Source organism: Cyclobacterium sp. 1_MG-2023 (assembly GCF_030546805.1).
Taxonomy (GTDB): Bacteria; Bacteroidota; Bacteroidia; order Cytophagales; family Cyclobacteriaceae; genus Cyclobacterium.
In genome coordinates this window covers 476,864-489,458 of the sequence record NZ_JAUOPC010000003.1, presented here as the reverse complement: position 1 = coordinate 489,458, position 12,595 = coordinate 476,864, and the positions used below count along the sequence as shown (strand labels likewise).

The 12,595-nt window shown below is 35.1% G+C and carries 16 protein-coding genes; 2 read left to right on the top strand and 14 right to left on the bottom strand.

Going from position 1 to position 12,595, the window contains the following annotated elements; all coding sequences use genetic code 11:
• Positions 1-3 precede the first annotated feature (3 nt).
• The 7 genes from Q4534_RS06575 to Q4534_RS06545 all read right to left on the bottom strand — a co-directional run bounded on the left by Q4534_RS06575 (position 4) and on the right by Q4534_RS06545 (position 7,101).
• Positions 4-690, bottom strand: a complete 687-nt coding sequence (locus Q4534_RS06575) for a CRISPR-associated endonuclease Cas6 (RefSeq protein WP_303612365.1) — start codon at positions 688-690, stop codon at positions 4-6.
• A gap of 27 nt (positions 691-717) precedes the next feature.
• A complete protein-coding gene (cas3, locus tag Q4534_RS06570; RefSeq protein ID WP_303612364.1) occupies positions 718-3,123 on the bottom strand; it encodes a CRISPR-associated helicase Cas3' in 2,406 nt (801 codons plus the stop codon).
• Positions 3,120-3,881 carry a type I-B CRISPR-associated protein Cas5b gene (gene cas5b / locus Q4534_RS06565; RefSeq protein ID WP_303612363.1) on the bottom strand — a complete coding sequence of 254 codons (762 nt, stop codon included), beginning with the start codon at positions 3,879-3,881 and terminating at the stop codon, positions 3,120-3,122. The genes cas3 and cas5b overlap by 4 nt, the downstream gene beginning before the upstream one ends.
• Complete coding sequence (gene cas7b / locus Q4534_RS06560; protein WP_303612362.1) at positions 3,871-4,788, bottom strand: type I-B CRISPR-associated protein Cas7/Csh2; 918 nt, start codon at positions 4,786-4,788, stop codon at positions 3,871-3,873. The genes cas5b and cas7b overlap by 11 nt, the downstream gene beginning before the upstream one ends.
• A 22-nt stretch (positions 4,789-4,810) precedes the next feature.
• Positions 4,811-5,230 (bottom strand): TM1802 family CRISPR-associated protein, encoded by a 420-nt coding sequence (locus Q4534_RS06555; RefSeq protein ID WP_303612361.1) that lies wholly within the window; start codon positions 5,228-5,230, stop codon positions 4,811-4,813.
• A gap of 11 nt (positions 5,231-5,241) precedes the next feature.
• Positions 5,242-6,651: a TM1802 family CRISPR-associated protein gene (locus Q4534_RS06550; protein WP_303612360.1), complete on the bottom strand. Its 1,410-nt coding sequence runs from the start codon at positions 6,649-6,651 to the stop codon at positions 5,242-5,244.
• 222 nt (positions 6,652-6,873) lie between these two features.
• Positions 6,874-7,101: a helix-turn-helix transcriptional regulator gene (locus Q4534_RS06545; RefSeq protein ID WP_303612359.1), complete on the bottom strand. Its 228-nt coding sequence runs from the start codon at positions 7,099-7,101 to the stop codon at positions 6,874-6,876.
• 237 nt (positions 7,102-7,338) lie between these two features.
• Between Q4534_RS06545 and Q4534_RS06540 the strand changes: the two genes are divergently transcribed.
• Positions 7,339-7,665 carry a hypothetical protein gene (locus Q4534_RS06540; RefSeq protein ID WP_303612358.1) on the top strand — a complete coding sequence of 109 codons (327 nt, stop codon included), beginning with the start codon at positions 7,339-7,341 and terminating at the stop codon, positions 7,663-7,665.
• A gap of 79 nt (positions 7,666-7,744) precedes the next feature.
• Here the strand turns inward: Q4534_RS06540 and Q4534_RS06535 are convergent, their stop codons facing one another.
• A complete protein-coding gene (locus Q4534_RS06535) occupies positions 7,745-8,398 on the bottom strand; it encodes a RadC family protein (RefSeq protein ID WP_303612357.1) in 654 nt (217 codons plus the stop codon).
• A 47-nt stretch (positions 8,399-8,445) separates the two neighbouring features.
• Between Q4534_RS06535 and Q4534_RS06530 the strand changes: the two genes are divergently transcribed.
• Entirely contained in the window at positions 8,446-8,577 is a 132-nt protein-coding gene (locus tag Q4534_RS06530) for a hypothetical protein (RefSeq protein WP_303612356.1), read from the top strand.
• A gap of 267 nt (positions 8,578-8,844) precedes the next feature.
• On the opposite strand, the gene Q4534_RS06525 is transcribed toward Q4534_RS06530, so the two are convergent.
• The 6 genes from Q4534_RS06525 to Q4534_RS06500 form a co-directional block, all read right to left on the bottom strand.
• Positions 8,845-9,084 (bottom strand): DUF2513 domain-containing protein, encoded by a 240-nt coding sequence (locus tag Q4534_RS06525; RefSeq protein ID WP_303612355.1) that lies wholly within the window; start codon positions 9,082-9,084, stop codon positions 8,845-8,847.
• Between the two features lie 151 nt (positions 9,085-9,235).
• Positions 9,236-9,727, bottom strand: coding sequence for a hypothetical protein (locus tag Q4534_RS06520; protein ID WP_303612354.1), 492 nt, complete (start codon positions 9,725-9,727; stop codon positions 9,236-9,238).
• Positions 9,728-9,840: 113 nt separating this feature from the next.
• Positions 9,841-10,491 carry a hypothetical protein gene (locus Q4534_RS06515; RefSeq protein ID WP_014021300.1) on the bottom strand — a complete coding sequence of 217 codons (651 nt, stop codon included), beginning with the start codon at positions 10,489-10,491 and terminating at the stop codon, positions 9,841-9,843.
• On the bottom strand, positions 10,466-11,380 hold the full coding sequence (locus Q4534_RS06510) for a DUF4099 domain-containing protein (RefSeq protein WP_157466773.1): 915 nt from the start codon (positions 11,378-11,380) through the stop codon (positions 10,466-10,468). Before Q4534_RS06510 ends, Q4534_RS06515 begins: the two co-directional genes overlap by 26 nt.
• Positions 11,377-12,426 (bottom strand): ArdC family protein, encoded by a 1,050-nt coding sequence (locus Q4534_RS06505; RefSeq protein ID WP_303612353.1) that lies wholly within the window; start codon positions 12,424-12,426, stop codon positions 11,377-11,379. Before Q4534_RS06505 ends, Q4534_RS06510 begins: the two co-directional genes overlap by 4 nt.
• Positions 12,416-12,595 (bottom strand): hypothetical protein, encoded by a 180-nt coding sequence (locus Q4534_RS06500; RefSeq protein WP_303612352.1) that lies wholly within the window; start codon positions 12,593-12,595, stop codon positions 12,416-12,418. The genes Q4534_RS06505 and Q4534_RS06500 overlap by 11 nt, the downstream gene beginning before the upstream one ends.

The following is a 12,595-nucleotide window of genomic DNA, read 5'->3' as shown; positions in this document are numbered from 1 at the left end:
GCCTTATAATTTTTTCACAGTTCCGAAACCCCTGGAAACTGATTTTCCCAATCCCAACCCATCTGGAATATCGGCATTAATCACAAATTCACCTATAAATGCTAACATGGTTTGTCCTTTAAACTGAGTTGATTTTTCTTGTAAGGTTGTCATAGCCATTAACCGTTGGTTCGCGTTTAAAATTATCCCTGCGTTGCTAAACAGACTTAGGACATGCCCAACAAGGATACTGTTCAGCATTTTTTTCTTCTCCAAATCATTTTCCAGCTGAATAAATATTTTATAATTATCTTGATTTAAAGCCATCCATAAGGTTTCGAAGCGATAGGTTTGGAGTTCTTCAGAGAATCCAATTTGCTCTTGATTATGCTTTATATTTTTACTATTAATAGCATATTGGATGCCATCCAATTTTAACTCTTTGATTTCTAAGAATAGGGTTGGCAATAGAGAAGCCCCTTCACCAATACCAATGAGCGTAGGAATACCAGCAAGGACTTTGTATTGAACGGATGGATACCTATACCTCAAGCTTCCGTCCGCAAAATGGTTATGAAGTAGTGGTGAATGTTCTTTAAATAAATTTCCAAAATAACCACGTAGCTTATGCGCATCCCTGTTAAGTAGTTTGATTTCAGGGAATTGGATGCGACATATCGATACATTTTGAAAGGTTGAGATCATTGCCATAATTACTTTTCTTAATTCAAAGTGGTATTAAAATATTAGAACATTAATATTTTCAAAAACATATCCTTCTTTGTTTGGGCTGAAATCAGGATTACTATTATATATGGGTTTAGGTTGATCTTCTAAATCTATATAATAAAATCCGTAATTTGGTTCTAATGGAAGACCAATATTATTTTCTTGGAAAGGTACGCTTATGTTAATCACGTAGTCATAAAATTCAGATTTTATTGTAGTAAATTCTTTTTTCTTCTCATATATATTTAACAGATCATTTTCTTTAATTTCCAAAAACTTTCTCCATACTCTTCTTGCGTTTTCATTTAAACTAATAAAAATTGATTCTGTTTTTGTGTCTTCAATCAGTTGAAAACCACCAGTTTCTTCAAAATTTAAAGCTAGTAAGCTTTTGAGATAATTGTTTTCTGAATAGACAGAAAGATCTTTTACTTGTTCAAAATAGTTCTGAATTAATTGTAAGTATTCCTTCTCTTCAATTGTTTCAAATCCTATTAAAACATTTTCAGTCTTTTTTATTAAATCAGAACCATAAATAAATCCGGTTACTTTTTCCAATTCCTCAATTTTATAAAGGTATACCTCGCTTACTTCTCCCTTTTCATCATATCTATTAGCCCTTCCAGCTGCTTGAATAATAGAATCCAACGGAGCAAGTACCCTAAAAACTATGTTAACGGAAATATCTACACCTGCTTCAACGAGCTGTGTGCTTACAATGATTTGCCGTTTACCATTACTCTGTGACTTTATTTTATCAATAATCTTCTTCCTCTCAAAAGGAGTAATTAAAGTAGTTAAGTAAAAAACCTCATTTTTTTCACTATTAAAACTGCTATAAATATTCCGATAGGTTTCCAGTGTGGTTTTTTTTGTATTCAAAATAATTAATACATCCTTTTTAGGATTATCCAGACAATATCCAATTACAATTTCAATAAACTCATCTAATGAAATAGATTCTTTAGTTTTATTAACTAGCCTTGTTCGATTGAAAAATGAAAAATATTTTTGATGATCATCTACCAATTCAGTGATTTCTTCTCCTGGTTTAAAAATTAGTGGCTGTGTTGCAGACATGAGTATAATGTAACAATTCAGATGTTCTGCAATTGAGAAAAAAGCCTGACGTATAACTTCCCAAAGGGGATGTGGGATTTGTTGAACTTCATCAAGAATTATCACGGAATTGGATAATGCGGAAAATTTAAGTAGCTTGGTTTTGTTATTGGTTATTAGGCATTCCAATAGTTGTACAAATGTTGTCACCACAACAGAACTTTGCCATGTTTCTATTAAAAACTGACTTTCTTCAGAATCACGGACAGCATCTTCGGTTTCTTTATATTTGGGTTCGGCTAAATGATGATGCTTTAAAAGTAATGAGTTATCAGGGTCATTGAAAACCTCCCGATAAACTTCATAATTTTGGTCGATTATGCTAGTAAATGGAATGGCTATAATAATTTTTCCTTCTTTTAGTTTTGCTAATTCTTTTAATTTTAAAGCAGCTCCAAGAGAGGTGAGTGTTTTCCCCAAACCCGTAGGTAGCGTAATGGAATAAAAATGATTGGAAGCTTCAAATTTATTTTCTAAAGATGCTATGACTGAAAAATAAGCATCATTTTTAAGGTTATTAATAGTCGTCGAAGGCTTATTAAAGCCCTTATCTTTGCGGAATGCAGTTAAATAGTTTAAATCGAGTTTTTGAATTTCTGGAAATTTTCCAGCCAAAATAACATCGGACTTATCTGAGAACAATAAGGCTCCAAACATCCATAAGAAAAGATAATAGGCCTCGGATTTTTTAGGAATTTCCCATTTTTTCTGAAAATTGAGTGTATAAAATTCGATGAATTCAAAACGTGTTTCTTTACTGAATCCATTATTTTCAAACCAATTGACGAAATTATCCCAGTTAATAGGAGTTTCAAGTATTTCATTCCCTACCTGGATGATTTTTTGAATAACGTCTTTGTCTATAGAGTTATATTGTTTCTCTAAATCTTCTTTAAAATGATTAATATCCATTTCATTTTTGAAGTCTCCCAAATTACCGTGATGTCTTCTTACCACAATAAAACAAATTACACTTAGCAAAAACTGTTGGTCTTTAGTAAGACCGCTTTCTTTTAAGTATTGCTTGGCAACATAAAGCACAAATACCGCTGAAGGAAGAGCATGGTTTTTTAAACTATTATGAGGCTTATCCGGATTATGTAGATAATATTGAAAATAAGAAGTAGCCTTCCCTAAATCGTGATAGAAGCCGCAAATGAAAAGCAAATCGGCTTTGACCTTTTTATCAAAACCAAAGTTTGTGGTATTTGCATTGGCAATTCCTAAGCAGTTTTTTGCAACTTCTTTTAGATGATTAATCAATGGAATTCCCGGATGCGACTCAATAGTTTTCATAGGAATTGAATATTTCCTTCATTTTCGATGGTAAAGGAATTTTTAGTAGGTATTGCCCTAAGGTTATTTCCATTCATCTCTATTAGAATTTCTCCATAGCGCTTAATTGTTCTGTCAATTTGCATATCCAGCGGGAAAGTTTCCACCTGAAAAGTCCTTTCTTTAATAAGATTAATATCAATTGGAGCTTTTTCGGTTTGCATCTCTGATAAATTAATAGCGGAATTAAATTCAACATAATCCCCTTCAGAAATTTTACTTAATTCCCTTTCTGCTACAAAATCTATATTGGCAGTCATTTGACTAATTCCCAAATATGGGTTAAAGTGATAGCGCTTAATTTTTAAGCGTTCAATCAGTTCATCTTTTAATTGATGTTCCCAGCGCAAATAAATTCTAAACTTTGGATCTTTTAAAAGTTCATACTCGATTTGAGTTCTGTTCGTCACATTAAAGAACGATTGGTAGGAGCCTGTGTCTAAAAGATTAAAACCAATATTGACTTTCTTTATTTCTGAAAGTGGTCTAACTGCGACTGAAGCATTTTTACTGGAGAAAACTTCTCTCAAATGCTCTTTTTTTTCTCTAATTTTATTGTGAGAATCTTCTCGTTCTATACCCAAAACTGCTCCTAAAAGTCCATAAATGGCGGAAGTTGTTGGAATACTATAGGTTAAAGGAGAAGTTGTGGTATTGAATTTTCTAAAATGTCCATATTCCCCGGAAATATCGAATATGAGTGCCGTTTTAGAAATCATTTACAGTGTATGTTTTATTTTCTAAAGTATAAGATTCGCCTTCATTTAAAAATTCTAATCGACTATCAACCTGAACTTCTACTGAAGTAATTTTATCTGATTGCACTTTAATTTCTTTAAGCAAACCTGTAAGATCTATTTTATAATCTTCTGTATTCCTTATTTGTAAATCACTTTTTTCTGAATTGATTTTCAAACGTTGCCTTAATCCACCTATGTAGTACGGTTCCTTATAATTCACAGTAAAAAGCAGTAAAGGATTTTGGCCAAATTTTGAGCGAGATATTAGATTCTTTGTTCCGTTCCAAATACCTTCCAGTAATAATTTCCGATCTTCCTCTGTCATTTTAGTGTATTGTGCAGATTTTTCATTCACAATTCCATTAAAACCAATAAGTGCATAGGGAATTTTATATTCTGTCCTGAAAGTAGTTTGTTTCTTTTTATCCCCAGAAGCAAAAGCGCCTGTTCCCTGTTCCGTAATAATTTCTGTTTGATGCAAAGATTTACCCATTTGAAACTGAACTGGGCCAGTATAAGTAAAAGTATCTTTTTTAATTGGCAAAACACCTCCAAAAACACGTACGTCTATACAAGTTTCTAACACTTTATCACTACTTTCTTTAAACAATTCTGCCCTTCTTGAACCAGACGAGATAAATTCCTCTTTACCATCAGAATACTTTGTTTCTCTAACAAAAATATCTTTGCCACTAAAACCATTGAATCCTTTATATTCAAACCAATAATCCCTAATTGTTCTCTTTAAACGTACATCTGAAACAAGAACTTTGTTTTCTTCATTATCAAATCGAGGACGATTTTCATTTAAAGGATCTCCATTGGGATTTGCATTTTCTATTTCATATAAGAATAAGATTTCTGAACGATTTTTAATTTCTTCCATTACAATTATTTTTGGTTGGTTATTATGATTTAAATTTTCTTCCTAATTCAAGTCCGCATACAAAATTGAATGAGATTTCCTGATTAGACATTTTTGTGATTTCTTTTTTATTAGTCCTTAGCTTTTCCGCAATAAACTCGCGAAGATCCTTGTAAGTATTTTGATAGGAATATTGATTTACCTTTTCTATTGCTTCTGTATAAATCCGCTCAACATCTCTCGATGTAATATGCAATCCCTTAAGCTTTTTTTCAAATGGTGTACTTCCTAGATTCGCCTGTTGCATACTGAACACCAAATGCACAAGAACACCAAGGCTAAAAATACCGGAAGATGCATCTCGTTTTACAAAGTCCTCGTTTTCTGAAATAAAACTTTTTAGTTTTTCAAACTCAAAGGAAACTTTTTTACTGATTTCTTCTTTTTCTTCTTCGGTTACCATAGTTCTAATATTTAGTTTTCATAATTGATTAAATTGAGTTCAGCAAAATAGCTTTGAAGTAGAAAGCACTTAGCAATCAATAAATCCCCATTTTCCACAAAACCCTCATTATTTACCTTTTTAATATAATTTGCACGGATAACTTTCATAAATCGTTTATTTAGCTCCTTTTCATTTATTTTTCTACCCATAAATATCTTATAGGTCATTTCATAAAAGTTATCCTCAAAAAATTGTTTGATTAATCTAAAACTAAATCGCAAATCTTGTTTCTGTTTTTTCTTGTAGTGGTAATCGATATCCTTAAAAAGTGGATTCCTATTTATTATTTTAGGAACTTCTATAAATAATTTTCTAAACCGCGAGGGAGGAATTTCTTCGAGCATCATCTTTATTTTAATCGCTTTTGTGGTAGGATTTTCTTCAAAAAAAAGAAGATTTAATGTAAATACATTGTTGTTGATTTCACCAATTCTTTCCATTAAAAAATCCTCAGAGGAGGAAATAAATTCACTATTTTTTATTTGATAATCAACTTCACTAAATAGGCTCAAAGCATCACTCAGAGCTTCGGTGTCATTTGGAAAAACAGCTTTTGGAATTAAATAAAAACTTTTTCCAAAAAAATACCTTGTGAGGTATTTTGTAATGTAATTTTTACCTAATTCCATTCCAATAGCACAATTTTCACAAATTGGGTAATTTTTCCAGTTATTCTTCTGGTTAAAGAACCCACTAACTGTTCCCGTTTTATCTACTGTACTATATTTAAAGGGGGAGCCAAAACCATAAATTTCCGGTTTAGGTTTATGACATACGCTACATTCGGAATTTTCACCTTTAGAAGTTACTCCATATTTTTTGTAATTTCCTTCTATTCCATTTTGGGAAATTAGTTGCTGAACAGATTTAAAATCGGACAGCAGTCTTCTTTCACCATCAATATCCATGGTTAAAGTAAATGCGCTATTGAGCTTATCTTTTTTCTCTTGATTGTCATATGTTATTTGTAATTCATCTTTGAGTCGATCGTAATTCTCAATAAACGAATTCATCCAGTCTTTGAAAAAGTACACCTTCTCTGGTTCTTCCTTTTCTGATAGTTCAATTAAATTAGGAAACTGAGTATTTATAAGTGTGTTTAATTTTTTATCTAAATCACCAAATTTTGTTGTGAAGGTAATATCACCTCCACGAGCTGAACCTTTTCGGTAAGCATACTTGGAATAGTTTTGCTCATTCACATTTTGTACATCAATACCTTTAAAAAATATTTTTTCTTCCTTCTGCTGAAATTCAATCAATAGCATCTTACACACTTTATTAGGATATGGTTCCTGTGTGAAAAGCTCATAAGGCTTTAAGTCTTTATTTCTCAGGAATTCTAATTTTCCAATGTCAGTTATAGTTCGGTCTTGCATATTGATTCAAATATAATTTTTTAATTTATATAGTAGTTAAATCTTTAAGCAAATATTTTTAACTTTGTAATTTCCAACATAGGATTGAAATAGTGGTTTTTTTACAATTTTAGGTAAAATAGGGCTAGGGTTTAAAATGAGAAATTCCTGATAAATGTAGGGGACAAATTGAGCGGTTAATTTTCCAAAAAACCTTTCATACACTTTTAAAGAAATGCTACTCTATATATCGACCTTCCCTCTTAACCCCAATCCCTCATACAACTCCTTAAACATCTCACCCGGATCTGCATTGATTGCCAGAGCTATCAGGTAAAGTTCATCTGCACGAAGTTTGGCGGAGTCATTGGAAGTTAGCTGAGTTAAGCGGGATTTGCTAATGCCTGTGCGTCGGGAAACCTCAGCTTTGTTTACTGTCCGTTTGGCTAAATACAAGCCCAAATCTGTCATGAAAGTATCGTTTTTTTATATACTAATTTAGACAGTCGATACTTTTGTTGCTAAACTTTAAATAAGCGTTTTGAAAATAGGTGCTATTTCTATACTTTTGTTTAGAAAATTGAAACAATTGTATTCAATTGCAATACACACTATTGTTCTAATCTTTTAATTCAATACTATTTGAGCATTATGGAGAAAAAAGAATCGTTTACCTGCCCCCATTGTAAAGAAAAACTACCTTTTCGGATGCTCCTAATAGTAAAAAATGATCATACTTTTAAATGTCCACTATGTGGGGAAGCTCTTGTACCACACAAAACCAAATCCTTTACCTGGGGATATATTATCGGGTTTTTGTCATTTGCCCTACCCCAACAAATTGTTTTTTACCTTCACCAGGATAACGGTTTGGCATTTTTGATCGGAATCTTACATGCAGTTACCGCAATTGGATTGGTATCTCTTTACTTCTATTTCAACACAAAGTTTTCGAAAGCCATTGTATTAAGCTTTACTCCTATCCTATTGGTGGTATTCGGAAGACTGCTTATTCACACAATTGATTTTATGTAAGGTTCAAAGAAAAAGTAAATGGGGAACCATCAACAATAGGTTGATAATTCCCCATTAGTAAAACCTAATGAATAAAGGCCTATAACAGGCCTTCATCCGCAAAACTAAGATAGGTTCCATCTGTAAAAATCAAATGATCCAGGACTGGCATTTCCAAACTGTTTCCAGCTTCGGTCAACCTTTTGGTTAACCTCTTATCTGCTTCGGAAGGTCTAAGATTTCCGGAGGGGTGATTGTGTACAAGGATGATTCCTGCGGCCAAGTGATCCAGTGCTTTTTTGAAAATCAACTTTGGATCTGCTAGGGTAGCGCTGGTACTTCCTGTGCTGATTTTATGGAGTTTAAGTACCTGATTGTTTCGGTTTAGCAATACGATGTAAAAGTGTTCCACTACTTCGTCATAAAGGAAAGGTTTCATACATTTGTAAACATCCTGGGAACAATTGATTTTGATTTTTTTATCCGGTTGTTCAAACATCCTTCTTCTTCCCAATTCAAATGAAGTTACCATAGCTGTGGCCTTGGCATATCCTATCCCTTCTATTTTCAGCCATCTTTCCATATCCCACTTGGCTAATTCCGATAGTTTATTGTTTGCCAGGGCAAGGATCTCCCGAGCTTTGTCTACTTGAATATTGGCTATAGCAGCGATGATATGGTAGTCTGTCATGGCAGATTTACCTTGGTTATAAAGCATCTCTGTGGGTTCTGATAATAGATTAAAACGTTTCATAATGTGCTTACCGACTTTAAATCTCCTGGCGCTGGAGGGCTAAATGAATGATAAGCCCATTTCATGGGGAGTTTTTCACTAAGCACAAGGAGGAACGGAATAAAAAATCTCTGTCTCTCCCCTCCTATTATGCCGTAGTTCCTTGGAACATTTCAGACAGTCAAACCAGATGCATGTGAAAAAATAGCCCATAACTTTGGTGAGTCATTGATTGACACCTTTGTGTCTTTAGCACGTAAAAATTAGGATAAGAGGGGAACAAATTTTTCTCCTTCTTACCGGATGATGTCGAATTTAAGATAGAGTAGCTCTTCACATTTTAAAAAAAATCCACATTAACTCTACTTTTATCCAGGAAAACAATACCTCCTTCATCACGGAAAATGGGAAATCCCTGCCTTTGGATATTACGTTCTTCTTCAACTTTGCCCATGCGGAATCATTTTTTATTGCTCTAAAAATTCATGGCCTTCCCAGGTTAAAGCCGTTGGAAAATAGTATTCTCCTGAATTATTGTTAATCACTTTTGCCTCTACCAACTCTCCTTGCCACAATAATTTTAAGTGGTAGTAGAATTCTTCCTTTTCAACATTTTTCGAAAAAACAGTGTTTTTGGGGTTGAATGGGTCGTCGTCCTCCTCCAGCCAGAGCAGAATCTTTTTTATTAACTCCAAATCTCTTTTCATTAACAGTAATAATTTTAATTGAATAAGGGTAAATTTCTTACACCATTTTTGGCGCAGTTTTTTGCATTGAAAATAATCTGTATTCTGGACTAGTAATTCAGTATAATACCTTTAATATCATTCCCTTTAAATCTCCAAAATAATTTTTTTCTCAAAACCTCACCACCTCACTCAAAACCTCCGAGACCTCCCCTACCGGTCTAGCGGTATATTGAAAGGTCTGAACTTCGGCATTGTCTCCAAAAACCTTAATAGTAGCTTTTAAATTCTCGAAGTCTTCAGCGGGAATATCTCCGGTGTGGACTACATTAAAATTAAACCCGAAGGTGTGAACGGGCTCTTCTGATTCAATTACAAGCTCGCTAAAGTTGGTGGAAGTGGAAAGGTTAAAGGTATTGGCCTCATCGATGACTTGGGTCCATTCAAGGTCACCTGGTTGAATGATGGTTGCTTTGACAAAATCGCTTTGTCTCTGGTAGAGGGAGTGGACTCCGAAATTAATAAGGTACTGTTCCACACTTCCTTCAAAATCAATTTCAATCCGGGCTGTTTTTTCAATTAAGGGTGCCTCATCAGGCTCATTGTTGCAAGAGATGGCTAAAAAAATGAAGGCATAAAAAAAGAGTGTCTTTAATCTTCTCATAATAGTTGGTTAGTTTGGCTATTCTTATTCAAAAAGATAAGGCAATGTTAAATGCGTATTTTAATTTAAAATTTTAACCCTATTTAAATTAGAATAATATCGTATTTGTAATCTTAAAAATAACAAAACAAATAAAAATTATCAATATTTTTATCAAAAGGTTTACAAGTACTTACGGTTTGTCTCTGCCCTACCTGCCTGCAATGATTTCTTAATGAAAACTCCCCTACTGGCATACAATAATTCTTCCCTTTAAAGGATGCAACTATTCTATTGTCTGCAATCGTAAAAAGGCAATCCTCCCCTTTCAACCAATGTTGAACCTTACAGTCCCTAACCCTACCTAATAGGGAATGACCAAATACAGTATAAATTTTTTCTCCTTTTGGAAACTGTTCAACGCCTTTTAAAAGTAGCCTTTTTTCCATCTTTGCTCCCATGGCCAGAAATGCAGCATAATCGAAATTCACACGTCCCATTTTTCTTTGTACCAGAAAAATCAAAGGCATAAGCCCATTAGAAATATACAGTGTCCTGACGTTTACAGGCTCTGCTGGTGAGAAATAAAGGATACCTCTGGAGGACAGTTTGTGTTTAAGCACAGCAAGAACTTCATGATCCACTACATCTCCATGTTCGTTAAGGTAATCTGCAATCAACCTGCCTTTTTCATCTTCCCTCAAAACTTCCGAAAATAGCTGCTGTACTTCCCTACTCACCCAAAGGCTTTCCAAAAGCTCAAATCTTTCTCTGTCGGTGTTCATCGTCTTCTGATTTCTTATTTGGATTCCGGCCTTCTTCTGTATCTATGGAGTTAAAGCGTTTTACTTCATCAACACTCCTATTTTGATATTTAGGCTGTTGGGTTCCAACTTTTGATACTTCTTCCCGGACATTGTTTAGGTCTTTTAAAGCATCTTTGTCATTGGGGTTTAGCGCAATTCTTCGCTCCATTTGCTTTTGTACCTTTTGGAGTGCATCCTGATAACCCTTTGAATAGGATTGTTCCTCACCACTTTTTTTACCCAACATCCTGCCTATTCCGGTAAACAATAAATAGGATAAGCCTCCATCCAATAGGACAGACAATACCAAGCCATTCCGGTTGGAGCGTATGCCTTTTCGATCGGTAGTGGAAAACTGGAATTGGGTACCATCAGGCAATTCCACCATTTCCCCCTCCTTGTATTTCCGTTTTTGCTCTGAAGTCAGTTTCTGATCGTTAATGGCTTCAGGTGCCTTTACCGCCCTGGGATCATAGCTCATAAACTGCTTGGTATCTTTATCATAAGCAATGATTTCCGTCCTTACATTCCCATTTTTGTCTACATAGTTTTTACGAATATTGGCAATCTCTGCCTTGATAAGTCGCTCCTTTTCCTCTGTAGAGAGTTGTGGATGAGAATTGGGGGACTTGTACACCGGATCTATTCTTAAAGAAGGATTTCCATCATCTCCTCTTACTATGGAGAGCCTGGCTGGAAGGTTGTCTATTTGTATATCTTTTCCTTTTAGGTTTTTCAGCGCTACTACATCCGTCATTTTACCTTCCTGCAACGCTTGTACCTGTTCTTTAGGAATGGTAAATTTTCCATCTTTATAAATCCCAAATATTTTCAGGTCATTCATAGGTAATGTTTTTTCCTTCATCATCTTCCAAATTTTAAAGTGGTTTCCATTTCTTGTTTTTGATATTTAACTTCCGGTTGGTGGGACAATTCTGGTATCCGCTCCACATCGGGTACTTCGACAGGCTCAGCATCCGATGTGGAGCTTTTCGAAGCAACCTGCTTCAATTCTTTTTTTCTATCGAAGGTCATCAGGTAATCCATGATCTTTTGGGAATCTGAAGCTGCCTGATGGATTTCAAAGGGTTTCTCGGTAAGGATTTTAATCCAGCTGTCCACATAGGCCAAGTGTTGTCCAGGATCATGACCAATCTGCAGCTCGGATCCCAACATCATACTGGCGATTTCAGCTCTTAGTTCCTCTCTAGCGTATTCTTGTGTACCAAAACTGTTCATAATACTCCGATCCAACCGGTTCTTATGCCCTGTCCAATGACCCAGCTCATGTAGAAGCGTGGCATAATACCTGTCGGAAGATTTAAACTGTGTCTTTTCGGGCATTCTAATATTATCCCCCAGAGGGGAATAATAGGCGCTATTTCCATGGACATGTGCAATGCTGGCACCGGTGTTTTTTACCAGACCTTCTACCCTGTTCAGTTTTTCCCATTGACTAATCTTCTGGCTTTTTGCTATCGGTGGGACCCCCTTGATCTGTTCGGCGTTAAAAACCCAGGCTTTGGTAACCAAGGGAGGATTCAATGTCCTACGTACCTTGACAGGCTTCCCGTTTTCATCCAATACCTGTTTGCCCTGCTCATCTTTTTTTGGATAATACTGATGGGTTTTGACAAAGTTGATGGCCATTCCTTTTGCTCCCTTTTGTACCTGCCAACCCTGAGACTGGGCTTGTTTGAAGGTAGCCCATCGGGGATCTTCAAAGGGAGAAAAAAGTTGAAGGTATAAAGCGTTTAAACCTCTATAGGCTTTATCGGTGACTGCATTTTGCGGCTTATCAAATGCTGCTGTCGATTTTTCCCAAGGTAGCTGCCAGGGAGCCGTTCCTTCTTTCAGTAGGGCAATGATTTTCTCTGCCACAGCTTCGTGCATTTTTTTGGTTTCAGCTGCCATTATCGAGAGGATTAGCGGGTTCAAGGTGGTCTTCCAAGGGAAGTTCATCCTGTGAATCAACCTGATACAATCGGGCCTCCTCATGAGTCAATTCAACTTGCTTTTCTGACTCAAGGCGGTCCAGTTTTCTCATTAAAGACTGCATTGTTTTTCCTTCTTTTGATTTCAT